The following is a 17,673-nucleotide window of genomic DNA, read 5'->3' as shown; positions in this document are numbered from 1 at the left end:
TGGTTCATCCCTGGCATACAGTTTTAGTCTGCGGTATTTAAATCGGAGACATTTCACGTATATACGCCCCCTTTCGATTTAAAGTACGCCGCATGACTAATGTTGCAAGCAGCATTATTACTGCGATAAGATATACATTTCCTGTTCCTGCTACCCCCGTTACAGGTATAGGATAAAGGTTAAGAATATCCAATATCGTATCAGTATCAATGTGAATCAAAACACTCTTTCCGTTCATTGCGGCAACATTGCCGTTAAGCTTTGCACTTACCTCAAAGCAGCCGGTCGTATTTTCGGTAACGGTATAGTTGCCCTGCAGCAATCCGTAGATCGTTACACTGTCGCCGCTGTGAACGTTAAGCGTGATCGTGTTGCCGGACGCAGTAATGGTTTCCGCATCACCGTATCCGCCTATGTAGTATTCGCCGTCGCTAAGAACGTCTGATGAAATGGTGAAGCTGTACTCAGACGGACCGCCCGATGTATCACCAAGGACGTTCTTGTTGAGGGTGAGTGAATAACCTCTTATCCTGTATATCGCATAGACTACAAGCTCGTCATAAAAGTCCTGTGCCGCGTCAGTTGAGGTAAAGTGGTATTTTAATCCATTGTCGGTATATTTAAGGTATACCTGTTCATTGTCGTATCTTATTATATTTCCGTTCTCGTTCTTTACTCCTATCTGAGACAGGTCAAGAACAGAGTTCTTGCCGTTATGATCGAGAAGATCAGGTATGAGAAATGACGGATTACCAGGTGTACTGATCTGTGAGACAAGCAGTTCGCTGCTCAAAGATACGGGAAGTATCTCATTCTGCAAAATGTTATTGCCGTTTCTCTTGAAAGCTTCACCGTTCTTGTTGAGCGGGTCTATCTGCATAAGTTCACCTGTCTTTGGTGATATGAGCATATATTTGATAGTCGGGCGCTCATAATAAACGAAGTATACTTCGTTGCTGCCGAGAAGTCTGGTATTGTCTCCGTTGAAGTAATAGCCGTAACCGCCGCCTGATACTTCACCGAAAGAGAGTGACGATATGCCTGAAGCACCGACTGTAGGTGTGACGATGTTTTCGCTGTTTTCACTGCCTGCAAGAACGGCTGTAAAAATATATCTTCCCGTAGAGTCGTTGATGAGCTGATATGGGTCAACAGCGGAAATATCCCATGTATCGCCGAAAATGTGCTCATAAATACCTGCATTGTCAGTTCTGAGTCCGTCATTATGAGTGATAATGCCGTTTTTTGAAATAGCGACGTGGATCTGTTTCGGTAGCTGATGTTTGTTGATATAGGTAATGGTGACAGGGTTGGCAGTGCTGGTAGCTTCATATGAACTGTTGTAAACATGATCGCCGCTTGCAGCGTCATTTTCAGTGACATATCCTGTTTCAGCAGCTTGCTCGATATTGATATACTGAGCTATCTGAGAAGTGGTTACTTCCTGATAATAAACACGATAGGTGTTTATGCCTATTGTTATAGTCCTTCCTGTATCGGTATAACCTTTGGATATATGTGATGAAGGCTCGCTGTAAAGGAGGACGAATGATTCAGCCTGTCCGTCAGAAAGGGTAATATTTTGTGAAGGACCGACAGTATCAATATCTGAATTTGTCGTTACGGTTTGGTAGGTATTATTGTTGATAGCAGTATAATTTTTGCCGTTTTTGTAATAGTAAGAACGGGTCACGCTTTTGTGCTCGACCTTATTGATATGAACTGTGTAATTGAACTCCTTGTCCATATCTTCAGGCAGGCCTATAGTCTTTTCCGTAAGGTTCACAACGGTAGGGCGATCTTCGTAGTAAATAACGTAAAACTGGAGATCATAGCCTAAGTTGTGCTGTTCTATACCGTCAACGGAATAGCTGAAGCCCTGCCATGTATTTTTCAGCTGCAAAAAAGGTCTGTTAGTATCATTGTCGGAATAGTCCGTAATGACACGCAGTCCCGATGAGTCAGCAGCATTTAAGTTTCCGACTGAGAACGAATAGTAATTCGGATTATATGCATTGCTTGTAGCCCATGCAAGAGGTCTGGTGACGCTGCTGCCTAAAGTATAGACAGGATCTGATATTATCGCCTGTGTGGGAGCATTGCTGCTGATAGGCGAAACATCCAACATACCACCTTCTATAGATATCGTTTTATAGCTTATGGGTACTTGCTTTTCTTCTGAATAATATACAAGATATACAGCCTCGGGCGACTCGTCCGAAGTATCGAGGATATGCCACGCAGCATCGCCTGCGTACTTTACCTTGACTTTCATTTCTTCCGCATCGTATTTTATAGCAGTTATACTTCTTTCATCGGTTACATTCAGGTAATCGCTTGCACCGTTGCCTGCTGTGCAGGCGAAAGCGTATTTCTTGCCGCTTACTTTAGCTGCGTCTGCGTACTCCAATGCGTCCTCGTGAGTTATGAACTCTATCTCCTCATTTCTGAGAGTGATATATGAAACACCCTCCTTTAGCCAGTCGTCATGCTTGACCCATTCGGCATTTGTCGTATCAACGATGTGTATCGGTATCCTGATCGGTACATCCCAGCATCCGAACAATGTGAGCTGTTTATTTGCAGTTCCCGAATTGTTGGTATATATAGTTGCATACTGGTCTACGAGTGCCTGTGTTATAGGTGTATTAAATTCGAAAGGCGCTTCCATTACTCCTGAAGAGGTCTGCTTCCTGATTGACCAGTATCTGAACATCTCATTTTCGTTGTTTGACTTTGGAATATATATCGGCTGTTCAAGAGTTTGACCCAGTATCATAGAGATGTAGTATTTCTTCTGTGATTCGCTCCAGTAATATCCCGATCCTGTCCAGTCACCGCCCCAGCCGATAGTATTATCGGGAGCGTTGATATTGTTCTTGTCGAAATACACGCGGAATTCCCACTGTGCGTAAAGCACGAGCGGTTCATTGGTGTCAACATAGCAATTTATACTGTCCGCCCTGAAGAATTTTCCGCCTTCGCCGTTTGGAGTTGTGCTCCAGCCGACGAATGTATATCCCGGGTTTGAAAATCCTATGCCGTCCGCAAGTCTTACTGCGGAGTTGTTCATAAGATCGCTGACTATGAGCTGTTCGTTTCTTATCGAGTACTTTGTTGTAAGCGGGTGATCTGTACCTTCTGTGTGTATGACAGGAGGTCTGCTGCTGTCCTGACCGCCGCCGTGTGTCAAAGCTCTGCTGTCGACTGTACCGCCGTTTGCGTCGTATATGATCGTTGCATTTTCAAGTTCCTTGTAAATAGCATCGAGAAGGATAGTACGCTTTGTAACTACCTGTCCGTTGTTGTTCATCTCTGAAATAGACGTTGCAAAGCTTGAATCGAATTGAAAGCTCTGACCGGGATAATAAATTATACCTGACGGGTCATTGCGTATCTTCCAGCCAATGAATACCATGCCTTCAGGAGCTTTTGCAACACGGGTAACAACGATATCTGCGTGGTCGGTATAGTCATCTGCATCGAGGAACTCGAAATTCTGCTCGTTGCTGTCCTGCATATCTATAGTTCCGATTCCCGCATCATAGTTGATGTAATATGTACCGAGCTGTTTCCAGTGCAATCTCAGGTAAGTATTTTTCAGAACTCGCGTTCCGAAATTAAAAGGAGTTTCCTTGCCTGTTATCGGGTCTACCTCGAACCAGCCAAGATAACGGTATGCACCATCAACTTCTTTGTATCTTATAGCACTTGTAGCGAGTGAGATATCCGTAGAATAGAACGCACCACGGGTACAATGCTCGTCGATGATCTGATTCTTGTAGGTAGTATCCTCTTCAGGATCCCATTCTTCGCCAAGTCCGTAGTATACTCTGTTTCTGAGGGTATAGTAGTATTCACCGTTTACGTCTGCCTCGAAATTTCTGGTCGCTGTTTTATATTCCTCGATAGGGTCACCGTTGTAAGGTTCCCAGAACCATGTAGCCTGAGTACCTGTAAGCACACCACCGTTAGGGTCTATCTCGATCTTGAACCACTGCGTCTGCCAGCCTGCATATACACGCAGAGCATGAGAGGGCATAATGGTATAGTCCTGAAAGCTTATCCCGCTGCTTCGGTATTGATCTGCCTGTTCTTCGGTAAATGCGACAGGAGTTGAGCAAGCCTGATCTGCATACCAGCCTGTAAACTCATAGCCTTCTGGAGGAGTAGGATCATCAGGAACGAATGAATTTAGTTTTTGCTCAAATAGTATGGTCTGGTCGGCACAAAGCTTTTCATTGTTGAACGAATCAATGAACTCTGCACCGTAGCTGTTTCTTGTATAGTAGAAATACAGTTCGCTGTTCCAGCTGCTATTCCAGTTTACACCGTTGTTTGATATAGAGTTTGTAACGTTTACATTGTTTTTTGTAGCTATAGCAAAGCGTGAAAAACCTTCAAGTTCAAAGAAATCGTCATTGTAGTATACCATTTTAAAGTCGTTTTCTACAGTTTCAAGATTGTCATTATAAGGCACGAAGTCTCTTCCGCTGTAAGTCCTTGTATTTTCGGAATCCGGCAGCGCTTCAACATAGTAATGGAACTTTCTTTTGGTATTATTTGAAGTTGTGTGGGTAAAAGTGATATTCTCATCGGGCATGAGCAGCATCTGAGTTATTCGAGCTTTATAATTGCTTGAACCAGAAGGCTGCCATGAAGTATTTACATCCGATTTTGGATAAGTTACACCGTTACTGCCGACAAATGACCAGATACCGCTTATATCCGAACCATAAAGTGCAGTAACCGTATGAACTGTAATAGTAGTAGAAGTGAAACCGCTATTAATTGTATCTCTGAAAGTAAATGTATGAGAGTTCCTTTTGTAATAAACGTTGAGTATGGTTTTTCCGTCGCCGCGGACAGTCTTTACAGCATCTTCAATAGCATTTCTATCTGTATCATAGGAAAAGCCTTTGAAATCGTATGTTCTCTGTATGCCGTTCTCGTTTACAGTGATAGTCCTTCCGCCGTAATTTTTATACTCGTTGGGAACAGAAACACTGGTTCCTGTCTGTGCGTTTAGCATGATACTTCTCTCAAATACCCAGTTCTTATTTGCTGCTGCAAGGTCAGGAGAGTCTGTATCTTTCTGTTTCCAGATAACGATAGTATACTTTGAAGTTGTCGGGATCCATTTTGCATACAGATCGAACTGGATAGTTTTCGGCTGTCCTTCAACGTCCTTGTAATAGAGTCTGTTATTGCGGACTTCCAGTTTGTCTGTAGAAAGTGACTGAACGAGATTGAGATCGCCGTCTGTTACCTTTACGCCGTCACCTGTGTACCAGCCGTCGAACGTATAACCGGCGCAAATAGGCGTAGTCTGTCCTTCAAAGCTGAAACCTTCTTCAGCAGGGAAGTAGAGAGGCGGTTTGTAGGTAGCTCCAACGTAGCTGTTCGCAGTTGCACCGGGACCGTCCTGATTGGTGTTGAATTCGAGCCAGCGTATAGGCTCGAACACAGGGTAAAGACGGGTAGTTTTGGATATTTTTATTGTATCTGTCGGGATCACCTGAGCATAATTATCTACGTAATTCTTGATCTCTGTAACTGTCTGGTACTGTTCGGGAACGATAGTCCAGCCCTTGAAAGCCATTTGCATAGGTTCATTTTCGACATGAGTCTCGTCATCGTATGTTATAGACAGATCGCCGATAAATATTTCTGCTGATTCATCAACAGTATCTCCGTAAACATCTATCACAGTTCCGCTCACAAGATCGCCTCTTCTTGTTGCTGTGACAGGGTATTTCTGTGAAGAACCGTTGAACTGGTCGTGGAAAATAGCGTATACGCATGACTTGAAAACTGCTCTTAATGTCAGTTCTTCATTCTGTGTTACTTCATCAATGTTATCGAAATCGAAAGGAGTATCGGAAAGAGTTCCGTTATTGTAGATAAACCAGCCTACGAATGTATACTGGCTTGTAATATCAGCGGGAAGCTGCGGAAATACTGGCTTTTCACCGTTCTTGATAGTCTGCTGACAGATCATCTTGTAGCTTCCGCTGCCGTCGGGGCTTGATGTCGGGAAATAGTAAGGCTTGTAATCGGTATTTTCAAATGGATCGCCGGGCATTTCAAAATAATATGTCCTGAGGGGCGGGACGCCGTTATCCACTTCAAATACAGAGAATCCCGTTGCTTCAAAGATTATGGAATCCTTGATGATGCTGAAATCCTTTATCTCCTCGCGTATCCCGTTATCGTTTATATGCCAGAGACGCAGCTTTTTTGCCTGTAAAGCTGCCTCGCCTATGATGGTATTGGTTATCTCGACTTTGATAGGCGAATCGTTCTGCGGCTGGAAATCCTCACCATTACTGTCAGTGACAGAGATGTCATAGGCACAGAGATTGTCCTTTGAGAAGTTATCACTGTTCTGAACATTGACAGTTGCATTTGTCGGCATAAGACCATCAAGAGTTATTGTCTCATCAGCATCTCCAAGTGATGTACTTATAGTTTGATAGGTCAGTTCTTCCGACGATTCATCCGTTACTGAAGCATTATCGTTTAACTTCATGGCAAAAGCTTCAAGCATATTGTCGGGCATAAACGATATAACAACAGCAGTACTGATAATGACTGAGATCAGCCTTATGATCTTAGTTTTAGCACTGCATCTCATTCTACTCATATTTCTCCCCCCATTGTGAAATAAGTAGTATATTAAATAGTTATGATGCTTTTATCGTTTCCTCATCAGGACGTTTACCTCTGTAACGCAGGCAAATGAAATCTACAGTCAGTGCAGCTGCCGCGATAAGTATCATAACGCCTGTCCACTTATCACGTATACCCATACGTCCCTTCAGGTCTTCTGTAAGAAGGAACGCCGCAACTGATATTATCAGCACCAGAAGCTCGGCTATAAGACCGATTCTGCCTTTTTTGATAAAGTGATTAAGGTCGCTGATAAACTGCTCTGATTTTTGAATATCATTTTTTGACTGATTTTTGTCTTTTTTTCTTTCCTCCAGCTCTTTTATCATTTTTCTGGAATATCTGAATTGTCCAAATTTTCGTTTCAAAGCCCATGTGGGCAGCAATGTGAGAAATGTACATAATACGCACATAAGATTTAGGAAAGACCACTTTCCAACGCCGAGTTTGTGACCTTCTGCCTTTAATTTCTGCGGTTCGTCGTCATCTTTATCGTCTGTCAGAGTCATACGCTCAGCCGCATTGCCGTCTGTAGCGGTATTCCATGGCTGAACGCTTGCAAAAAGAACTATTCTTCCGTCTGTTGTAGCATCTGTACAGGTGGATAATCCGAGGAGCATTGAGTTGTCCATTGATGAAGGAAGATCTGTATGAGCAGCGGAATGTTCCTTGATATATTCGCAAAGCTGTGGATACTTGTTCGCTTCATCGTCCTGTGTCTGATAAACGATATTTTCATAAGCGTTTGTGTGTATGCAAGCAAGCACCTTTATACTAAAATCACCGTTTACTGTCTGAAGTATGCCTTCGCTGTGCGATTTAAAGAAATCAGGCTCAAGATACTTTTCGATATCGCTGAACATCGCACCGTTCTCCATATGATGACCATAAATGATATTGTACCAGTCATCAAAATCACTGTTGTTTTCGGCAGCAAGATAAATAGCACCGCTCAGCGTATTATATCCGAAAATATCTTTGTTTAGGTATTCAAGATTATTACGTCCCTGAACAACGGGATAATTGATATTTGTATCGAACATCTCTATCCAGCCTACGGTATCTGAATTTATAGCTTTCAGTTCCGAGAAGGTGTATGTTTTTTCTTCGATGGTTGGGATAGGTCGGTATTTCAAAAGATCATATGAAACGAATGAAGTACGGTTAACATAGAAGATATCATTGAGAACATATAGTCCGCAGATCATTAAAACAGCGGCAAAAAAGGCAACAAATATCATCAGAATAGTATTTGCGTATTTTGCAGTTTTTTCATACCATTTCATCTTATACTTCCGCCTCTCTTACAGGTTGCTTCTTCTAACTATAGAAATGACCTTTCCTCGAATGTCGTCTGCACTTACTGTACCGTAATAGCGGCTGTCCTCTGAGCCGCCGCGTGAATCGCAAAGTATAAAATACTCGTTATCGCCGAGCTGAACGGGATACTGAACAAATCCCTCAAAACGCGGAGTATCTCCGAATATATTAGGTTCTGAGACCATATTTCCGTTGACTATAAGTCTTTCGGAATCTGATATATCCACACTGTCACCGCCTACTGCAACTATCCTTCCCACATATGTCGTGTCGTTTTTTACAAGGACCACAACGTCCTGTGCGCGGTAGTTCTTATAGAGTTTGTAATAGAGCAGCAGGTCTGAGGATTTTATGTTCGGAGACATATCGCTGTTCGGAGCATTAATTACGCCGACAACGTACCCGAAAAGAAGCCAGAGAACTGTAATTACTGTCAAAAAATTGAGCAGAAAGATCTGGATAGGGTTCATAGGAGATTTTTTCTTCTCATTTTTCTGTTTTTTATCATTTATATTATCGGTTTGCTTCTTGTTCTGTGCCAAATTTATCACTTCTTTCATCGAATGAGAAAAATATCCTGTCAGTGTAATAATATAATATCAAATCTATGCCAATGCAATTGGTATAAAATATTATAACATAATAATCCTTTTGTGTCAACTATATACAAGTTGTAATAAAGAATCTTCAGAAAAAGTTTGCATTATGTTAACATTTTATTCTTTTAGTGCAATTTATGTGTAATATGCTCCTATTAATAATCAGATGATGAAAAGTGGTAAAACAGGCATATATACAAATTCTGATCCGATTTAAACAAAAATCCGTTATTTTTTGATACATTTTCAGTTCAAAGACTATTCTGATTTTTACAATAAAATGTTAACAGTATATCAAAAAATCAGATGAACAAATACCTGAATGTGTTTCCGTCTGTATTAACCTTTCTGGCTTTTTAAGCAGTGCGGAGAATCTCCTTAGGTATGACCGATCAGCCGAGGCAAGTCGTCGATACGTCTTACGATAACTGTTGCCCTCATGATCTGATTTCCTGACAAGATCGCAGACAGCTCTGTCCAATGCTATGATAGGATATCATGATAAGGTGATATGTGAACTGCACATTTTATGATATTACAGGAAAAATTCTTTATTTTTTCCACTAAATCCTGAAAAATGTGGATTGAAATTGTTCAATATATGTGCTAATATTTTATTATATATATTGACCGACTATAGATAGAGGACTGTAGTCACCCAGGAGATATTATTGAAGAGGAGAATTGGAATGAGAAAAACTTTATCAGCAATTGCTATGGCAGCATTGACAGCTGTAACTCTCAGCGCAGCAGCTCCTGCTGTTACGAATGCGGAAAACCCGATCGTACAGACATCATTTACGCCCGATCCTGCCCCTGTGGTGTTCGGCGATGAGCTGTATGTATTTACGGGCTGTGACCGTGAGGGAAAAAACGACTTCTACTACATGACGGGCTGGCAGTGCTTTTCAACAAAGGATATGAAGAACTGGACAGACCACGGCAGGATACTTGAAGATACATCATTCTCGTGGTGCAACAAGAATGACGCATGGGCTTCACAGTGTATCGAGCGTAACGGCAAATACTACTTCTACTTCACCACCACAAACAAGAGCGGCGGCGGAAGAGCTATCGGTGTTGCAGTTGCAGATTCGCCAGAGGGTCCCTACAGCGATCCGAACGGAAAGCCTCTGTGCGGCCCTAACTGGGACTACATTGATCCTACCGTTATTATAGATGACGACGGTCAGGCATGGCTCATGTTCGGAAACCCCAAGTGCTATTATGTCAAGCTGAAAGAAGACATGGTCACGCTGGACGGTCAGATAAAGCAGTTTGATATGAACGCAAAGCAATTCGGTTCCAGTAACAAGGGAACAACTTACGGCGAAGGTCCGTGGATATATAAGCATGATAAGCTTTACTATCTGGTATGGGCTTCGTTTGTTGACGGTTTTGGCGGTGAAAGCCAGTGCTATGCGACAGGTCCGTCTGTCACAGGTCCATGGACGTACCGCGGAGTGATACAGCAGGGTTCCAACTGTTTCACCACACACGGCGGAATCATTGATTATAAGGATCACTCGTATTTCTTCTATCATAAGAACGGTATCCCCGGCGGAAGTGCGTATAATCGAAGTGCTTCATGTGAGGAATTTACATATAATTCTGACGGCACTATCCCTGTTGTGAAGCTCACCAATAACGGTCCCGATCAGCTTGAACCGCTCAATCCGTTTGAGAGAGTCGAAGCAGAGACTATCTGCTGGAGCGAAGGTATCAAGACCGAAAAAGATGATTCAAACTCTGTTAATATAGGCAATATCAAAAAGGGCTCTTATATCAAGGTCGCAGGAGTTGATTTCGGCGAAGGTGCTGATAAATTCACGGCGTGTGTTGCTTCTGCGGAGAGCGGCGGCAACATTGAACTTCACCTTGACAGCAAGACAGGTCCTGTTGTAGGCAACCTCAAAGTCGGCGGAACAGGCGGCTGGCACAACTGGGAAGAGGTGTCATGTGACGTGGCAGGTGCAAGCGGTGAACATGACCTTTACCTTGTATTCAACGGCGGCGACGGATTCCTCATGAACGTTGACTGGTGGAAGTTTGACGGAGCAGGTGCAAGTTCTTCGCAGACAGACCAGACATACATCTTTAAGGGCACATTTGAAGGAAAACTTGACGGTTTCTCGGACAGAGGCGGTTCGACTGTTGCTGTAAGCAAGGACGAGGCATATGAGGGCGAAAGTTCTCTTTACTGTTCGGAGCGCTCATCTTCATGGCAGGGTGTAGGAAAGAAACTCAACTATAAATTCAAAGCAGGCGAGAGCTACAGCGTATCAGCCATTGTGAAATATACAGAAGGTGCGCCTTCGACGAAGTTTCACCTTACACTCCAGTATACGGGCACAGACGATGAGACCTATTACGTTAAAGCAGACACCAAGGAAGTTGCAAAAGGTGAGTGGACACAGCTTGCGAACACAAGCTTCATGATACCCGAGGGTGCAAAGAGTCCGCTTATATATGTTGAAACCGAAGGCGACTCTGACGATGATACTCCTGCAACAAATTTCTATGTTGACAATTTCTTCGCTGCAGTTGACGGTACAATAATAGAAGGTCCTGATTCCGCAAAGGTGATTCCGGGCGATATCAACGGAGATGAAACAGTTGATATATTCGACGTATTATATGCAAGAAAGGGCATTCTCGGCGGTCTTGAAGGTACAGCTCTCAAGGCAGCTGATGTAAACGGCGACGGTGAACTGACAGTTGCCGATCTCGTACAGATAAGCGAATTTGTTATGGGTAAGAGGGAAGCATTCACAAAGGCTGAGACAGTCAAAAGAATTGCAACAATAGTTGAAGGCACAGCAAATAATGTTGGTCTTTCTATGAAGGATCTCACAGTTAAGGCAGAGTACGGCACGGTATCATAAAATCTGAACTAAAAAAGTAACGGCACAGATCTTCTGTGCCGTTATTTATCGTATTATCCGAAATTATCATCAGATGCTGCATAATCCGAGCAGGTATTTCTGTATTGTGAGAGCGTCCATATTGGTAACACCGTCACCGTCAATGTCTGCACGAAGACAGCCTTCGTCGGTAATATGACTGCCATTGCTGCCGTTTATGCCATATTTTGAAGGATTGGCAAGTGACTGCATTATAATTATAGAATCAGCAAGATCAACTGTTCCGTCACAGTTTGCATCGCCGGTTAATGTTTTGAGCATATTGACCTTCGGGAAACTGCTGTAGCTTTTCAGTACCTGTACAGAATCAAGGATATTTGCGGGAGCATCTGTAGCTTCAGGATCTGTAAGTGTTGTATTTCTTTTTTTGTGGAACTCTTCAAGTTTTTCGTTGAAAATTTCATAGAACTGTAATTCAGGATGTTCAACATAGAAATTGTCAATAGCCTTATTCATTATATTTTCATCTTCGTACTGTGAACTGAGCTCGTTGAGTATATACATCATCATGCAGTCTATTTCGAGACTGTCGCCGCTTATACCGTTATTGTTGAAATCAAAATTTGTATTGAAGTTGTCGCGTGTCTCCTGTGAGATACCGATAACGAAGTTCAATTCAGGATGATTTCTTATCATTGTTGCTATAGTGTCGTTGCTATATGGGATACAGATCTCATAGTTCAGATTGTACAGGATATTATAATCAGCAACGTCGATCTTTCCGTCAAGGTTGATATCAGGTTTCGGAAGAACGCCTGTTTTGACCTTTTTATAGTATACGGGGAAGGCAGCGTCTATCTCATCTTTTGTAAAGTCAAAGCGTTTTATTTCTTCAGGAGAACGCTCATTATTTCCTGTTGCGTTCGGGCCGTACTTTTCCGAAAAAGCTTTATAATCTCCGAGATATCCGAAGAACATTTGCGGACAGGAGTAGACATTGTAGTGAGCGATGTTTCTTTCCTCATAATACATTGGGTCAAAGTACTTTGGATCTACTTCGTTGTATGTCAGGTAATACTGTGTAAGATAAGTTAAAATTGTAGGAGAGGAGGTATAGAAGTAGTTTGCTGCTGTATCGCAGAAAGTGAAAGCTTTGTTCCATTCGTCCTCGGTTATAATATGAGGATAGTACTCGCTGCCGTAATGGCTGCTGAATTCATTGCTTTCAGGGTAAAACAGCTGGTCTATAAATGTTTCTCTTTCGCAGTCTATATGTATGCCTGCAAATATAGCTATCTTGATGATGTCCTCAAAATCAAAGACACCGTCGGAATTGATATCAGTATCTGCATATCCGTTTTCAACAAACTCTTTCATAAGCGGATAGTCCGCGCTTGTGTAGTGAGAACTGAATCTGAGTTTAGAGATGAATTCGTGTATCGGCGATACCTTCAGATTTTTCATATATCGCATTGCGTAGCTCGTATGGTAGGAATCCATATTCTTTAAGGCAGCCTTTGCGTCGTCCTCATTGTAGAATCTGTAGCTTCCGTCGCTTTCCTGTTTTATATACATTGTTTTCTGGAAATCCCACATACTCCACGATTTGTCGTCCTGTCTGATAAAATCGTAAGGGAAGTCGTCCTGATAATCGTCAGGGCAGTTGGCGATATAGAACTCAGGCTCGTAATAATCAAGTTTTAAATCGTTATAATAGGTCAAATAATATTCCGTTAACATTGTTGTGTCTAAAGTATACTCAAATTTGTCGTTAGTTTCTTCAACTGTATAGACCTTGGGGATATCATTGTATTTTTCCATAATATAATCAGGTATCGTTCCGACTGTTGTTCCGACTATCTGTCTTGGTCTGCTGCTGGTTTCTGCACGATAAAAGGCATAAAGGTCAAAAATATCAAACTTTCCGTCGCAGTTAAGGTCGAGATCAAGATCATATTTTTCGATAAAATCCTTTGCTCTTTCAGCAAATTGGATATCTTCGTTCTTAGGCATATATGTGGGCTGCTGTGCGTGTGCAGCTGTTCCGTTTGAAAGTATGAGCAGTGAGCTCAGTAATGCGGCATATTTTTTCATAATAATACTCCCTTCATATTCAAAGTCGTAGTTCTTTGGATCAGAACTGTCGAGGTTTACAGTTGTTGCTGCAGGTTCTGTGCTGACAGATGCAACTGTTGTTAGAATCGTGTTTGTTTTTGAATAAGAAACGGAGGGCTTTTCTGAGGCAGCAGTCTTATTCGCACTTGCAGCTGTTGTCTGAGTGGAAGTCAGGCTGCTTTTTTCAGGTATTGCAGATGCTGTAGTTACGCTATTGTCGGAGATAACATTATTGTTATAAACCGAATGATCTCTGTCGGGACAGCCGGTATGGAAGATGCCGGTAGCACCTGCTGCAATGAATATTGCCGCTGCGGAAGCTGCGATCGCATAGCAGTGATGTACGATGGGCTTTTGCTTGCGGTCAGCTTCTTCAATGAGATCATCGTCGATATTATTGATGCCTTTGTATAATTTCAGATCACTCATCTATATAACCTTCTTTCTGCAAAAATGCTTTTAATTTTTTTCGCATTCTGAAAAGATAAGTTGCAGCTGTTTTTGCATTCATACCATAAAAACGTGCAATATCCTCTACAGTTTCGGAATACCAGTATCGCCTCACAAATACCTTTCGGTATTTTTCGGGCTGAGTTCTCAGGAAGCTGCTGATGATTTTTCCGAGCTGTTCGTCGGATATTCTTTCATCAATGCTTTTTCCGTCGGGGATACATTCTGCAAGCTCATCAAGGGAAACTGAAAAATCCGAATTTCTTTTCGCAGCGGTATTGTATTTTTTTCGGTTCAGTGCGCAGTTCTTCACCAGCCTGCACAGATATGTTTTCAGATTATCAGGCTTATTCGGCGGTATTGAGCTCCACACGTCCATGTAGGCAGAATTCACGCATTCTTCCTGATCTTCTTTCTGTGACAGGATATTTCCGGCAATGTAGAAGCAAAGCCTTTCATAGCTGTTTTTCATTTCTTCAACTGCCTGTTCGTTTCTTTCAAAAAACAATTGTATGATTGACGCGTCGTTCAAGGTTTCAGCCCTCCTTTCGTGAGGTCCTCTGTATATAAAGACAACATTAAGAAACTGATATTTCAAATATCTCAAAAATTTTTTTGATAGCTCCGACGATCAAGAGAGACAGCAAAGCACCACTTCACTTGAGGTGGTGCTGTTTAACGATATTACATAACTATTATAACCTATTGCGCCGCGATTTTCAAGTGGCTGACCTGCATTCTTCTTACTTTTTATAAGTACGCTTTTAAGTGAACATATTTGCTTTATTGCTTGTTAGAAATATAACGACCTGTATAGAAATGAGCAGACCTGAAATGTCATAAGGCTGGTAAAAATAATTTTATGAGTGAAAAAAAGAATTTTTCCGAAAAGGCTGATGAGCTGAGATTGATGCTAAAAACAGGCAAAAGCGGTTATTGTGAGATTGTTATGGAAATTTGAATAATTTATGAAGTAAATAGGAATCATATTACGGCTGCTTTCAACAAATGGTTGGACATTTTTAATGGTTTAAGCTGACAAACTGTTAGATGTTAACAAAATAATATGCCGCTTTTTATTTATGCTTGACACAATATAACTGTATAATATATAATATAAGCAGACACATGAAATAAATATTACTTATTGTAATATTTAAGAAAAATAATACAAACTTTGCGAACTCTCAGCAAGGTAATATGTCAAATACGGGGGTAATGACAGTGAATAACGATTCAAAAGAGATTGACCTTAAAGACCTGTTCTCGCTATTTATCAGCAAGCTATGGATTATAATACTTGCGGTGATTATCGGCGGTGCAGGTGCATTCTGCTACTCAAAATTTGTGCTGCCGCTCAAATATTCGTCGCATATATCAATGTATGTACAAAGCTACACATCTTTCAACGAAAACCCTGACCTGAATTACAATAACATCAACAACTCAAAACAGCTTATCAATACATATATGGAAGTTCTTAAAGATGATGCTGTAATGAATGCTGTAGGGGATAAGCTTTCGGCATCTTTTGATGAGAATATCCTTTCAGAGAGTCTATCTGTTGTAAACGGAAAGATCACACCTTCTTCAATACGCGAGTGCATGGTTATATCATCTGTTACGGATACCAGTGCACTGAACCTTGTCACAACTACAAAGAACGCAGAGCTCTCGGCAGCTATCTGCAACATCGTTGCAAAGGTAGCTCCGAGCTATCTTGACGAGGCTGTTGGTGTAGGACAGATAAATACCATTGACACAGCAAAGGTATACAATACTCCTGTATCGCCGAACGTTAAGAAGAATACAGCTATCGGCGGACTTGCTGCTGCTTTCCTTGTAATGGTGATACTATTCCTTATTGATTTCTTCGATAATACCATCAAGGAATCAGGATGGCTGGGAAGCCGCTTTAAGAAGGCTATCATCGGTGAGATATTAGAGTTCGGCACTGACAGAAAAAAGAATGCCGAAAACGATTCAAAGTATGTCAAACTTACGGATAAGGACGTTCCTTTCGCCGTAGTTGAAAGCTATAAATCCATAAGAACAAATATATCGTTCGCTCTTTCACCGTTTGAGAAGAAGATCTTCACGGTATCATCGACAAACCCCGGCGACGGTAAGTCAACTACCTCGGCAAATATCGCTATCGCTCTTTCACAGGGCGGAAACAAGGTACTTCTTATCGATGCCGATCTCAGAAAGTGCGTTCAGCACAAGATATTCGGTCTGAAGAACAAGAAGGGTCTTTCAACTGCGATCAGCCGTATGGCAGACCTTGATGAGTGTATCTCAAAAGATGTTATGGATAATCTTGATGTCATGACAGCAGGCCCGATACCGCCTAACCCTTCGGAGCTTCTTGCTTCTGAAAGCATGACTTCCATTCTTGAGAAGCTCAGCGAACGGTACGCTACTATTATTATTGATACTCCTCCTGTAAATGTTGTTACAGACTCTATGGAGCTTGCCAAGAACGTTTCAGGCATTATCATGGTCGTTCGTTACGGTGTAACAACTACCGACGATATTGATGCTGCCATGAAGAAGATAGAGTTCTCTCAGATGAATATGCTCGGCTTTATCATGAATGATATCAAGTCAAAGCATGGCGGAAAATACTACTCGAAGTACAAATACAAGTACTATAAGTACAAAAAAGGTTACGGCTATGGCTATGGCTACGGCTACGGAACAGCTCACGAGGAGAACGAAGATGACAGCAGCGATACCGATGAGAAGAAGGATACAGCTCCTAAGAAGGAAAGCTCATCATCTTCCGGAAAGAGTGATACAGCGTCTAAGAAGGAGAACTCATCACCTTCCGATAAGAAAAAGAGCAGCGGCAGTCATCATCACAGCGGAAAAAGTTCTCACAGCCACAAACGTAAAAAAGGCGGTAAATAATGCTTACTGAATATCATTGCCATGTACTTCCGGGGATTGACGACGGTGCGGATAAAGTGGAAACATCACTTGCTATGCTCGATATCATGAAGGAACAGAACGTTGAAAGAGTGATATTTACTCCGCATTTCTACTGCCACAGAGAAAGATCGGTGGAACGTTTCCTCGAAAAGAGGCAGGAGGCGTTTGAAGCCATCAAAGATAAGTCGCCTATAAAAAATATGCTTCTGGGAGCTGAGGTCGCAATTGAGAATGGGCTCTCAGAGGTAAAGGATATAGAAAAACTCGCTGTTCAGGGAACGAAGCTCATTATGCTGGAGCTTCCGTACCGCGATTACGTTGACTGGATGTCTGAGGAGATATACAATATCTCCGCTGAGCACGGTCTGAAGATCATACTTGCCCATGTTCACCGCTACCTTGAGTATTACAGCAAGGAGCAGCTCGAAAAGATACTTTCGTCCGACTGCATCATGCAGGTCAATAATGAGGCGTTTACGAGCTGGAGCGAGAAGAAACTGGTAAAGAACATCATAAAAGACGGCAGGACTATCGTGTTCGGAAGCGATGCACATAATATCTCGGACAGAAAACCCAACTGGGATATCCTGCAAAAGAAGGTCAAACCCGAGATCATTGAAGCTTCTGACAGTGTGTTCGGAAAGTTTACCATAAAAAAATGATAAGAAATCAATAAGGCTCCTTTCGGAATGTACCGTCAGGAGCTGTTTTTTTATGCC

General features: G+C 42.0%; 8 protein-coding genes. 3 read left to right on the top strand and 5 right to left on the bottom strand.

The features are described 5' to 3' along the window. Positions 1 to 37: 37 nt before the first annotated feature. The 3 genes from K6G33_RS08420 to lepB are packed head-to-tail and all read right to left on the bottom strand — an operon-like array spanning position 38 to position 8,534. Complete coding sequence (locus K6G33_RS08420; RefSeq protein WP_296778291.1) at positions 38 to 6,646, bottom strand: InlB B-repeat-containing protein; 6,609 nt, start codon at positions 6,644 to 6,646, stop codon at positions 38 to 40. 40 nt (positions 6,647 to 6,686) lie between these two features. Beyond that, positions 6,687 to 7,958 (bottom strand): class B sortase, encoded by a 1,272-nt coding sequence (srtB, locus tag K6G33_RS08415; RefSeq protein ID WP_296778288.1) that lies wholly within the window; start codon positions 7,956 to 7,958, stop codon positions 6,687 to 6,689. Between the two features lie 18 nt (positions 7,959 to 7,976). Next, on the bottom strand, positions 7,977 to 8,534 hold the full coding sequence (lepB, locus tag K6G33_RS08410) for a signal peptidase I (protein WP_296778286.1): 558 nt from the start codon (positions 8,532 to 8,534) through the stop codon (positions 7,977 to 7,979). A 746-nt stretch (positions 8,535 to 9,280) separates the two neighbouring features. On the opposite strand from lepB, the gene K6G33_RS08405 reads away from it, so the two are divergent. Continuing rightward, positions 9,281 to 11,476, top strand: coding sequence for a family 43 glycosylhydrolase (locus K6G33_RS08405; RefSeq protein ID WP_296778284.1), 2,196 nt, complete (start codon positions 9,281 to 9,283; stop codon positions 11,474 to 11,476). A 69-nt stretch (positions 11,477 to 11,545) separates the two neighbouring features. On the opposite strand, the gene K6G33_RS08400 is transcribed toward K6G33_RS08405, so the two are convergent. After that, complete coding sequence (locus tag K6G33_RS08400; protein ID WP_296778281.1) at positions 11,546 to 13,999, bottom strand: dockerin type I repeat-containing protein; 2,454 nt, start codon at positions 13,997 to 13,999, stop codon at positions 11,546 to 11,548. Next, positions 13,992 to 14,552, bottom strand: a complete 561-nt coding sequence (locus K6G33_RS08395) for a sigma-70 family RNA polymerase sigma factor (RefSeq protein ID WP_296778279.1) — start codon at positions 14,550 to 14,552, stop codon at positions 13,992 to 13,994. The genes K6G33_RS08400 and K6G33_RS08395 overlap by 8 nt, the downstream gene beginning before the upstream one ends. 692 nt (positions 14,553 to 15,244) lie before the next feature. Here K6G33_RS08395 and K6G33_RS08390 point away from each other — a divergent pair. Further along, positions 15,245 to 16,933: a polysaccharide biosynthesis tyrosine autokinase gene (locus K6G33_RS08390; protein ID WP_296778276.1), complete on the top strand. Its 1,689-nt coding sequence runs from the start codon at positions 15,245 to 15,247 to the stop codon at positions 16,931 to 16,933. Continuing rightward, complete coding sequence (locus K6G33_RS08385) at positions 16,933 to 17,616, top strand: CpsB/CapC family capsule biosynthesis tyrosine phosphatase (RefSeq protein WP_296778273.1); 684 nt, start codon at positions 16,933 to 16,935, stop codon at positions 17,614 to 17,616. The genes K6G33_RS08390 and K6G33_RS08385 overlap by 1 nt, the downstream gene beginning before the upstream one ends. The last annotated feature ends 57 nt before the right edge of the window (positions 17,617 to 17,673 follow it).

The organism is Ruminococcus sp., from assembly GCF_024691275.1.
Taxonomy (GTDB): Bacteria; Bacillota; Clostridia; order Oscillospirales; family Ruminococcaceae; genus Ruminococcus.
The sequence above is the reverse complement of the archived record's forward strand: the minus strand, read 5'-3'. Positions and strand labels throughout refer to the sequence as shown.

Excerpts from the sequence above, each read along its gene's own strand:
- K6G33_RS08400 (WP_296778281.1), bottom strand. The coding sequence starts at position 13,999 with ATGAGTGATCTGAAATTATACAAAGGCATCAATAATATCGACGATGAT.
- K6G33_RS08420 (WP_296778291.1), bottom strand. The coding sequence starts at position 6,646 with ATGAGTAGAATGAGATGCAGTGCTAAAACTAAGATCATAAGGCTGATC.
- K6G33_RS08405 (WP_296778284.1), top strand. The coding sequence starts at position 9,281 with ATGAGAAAAACTTTATCAGCAATTGCTATGGCAGCATTGACAGCTGTA.
- srtB (WP_296778288.1), bottom strand. The coding sequence starts at position 7,958 with ATGAAATGGTATGAAAAAACTGCAAAATACGCAAATACTATTCTGATG.
- K6G33_RS08385 (WP_296778273.1), top strand. The coding sequence starts at position 16,933 with ATGCTTACTGAATATCATTGCCATGTACTTCCGGGGATTGACGACGGT.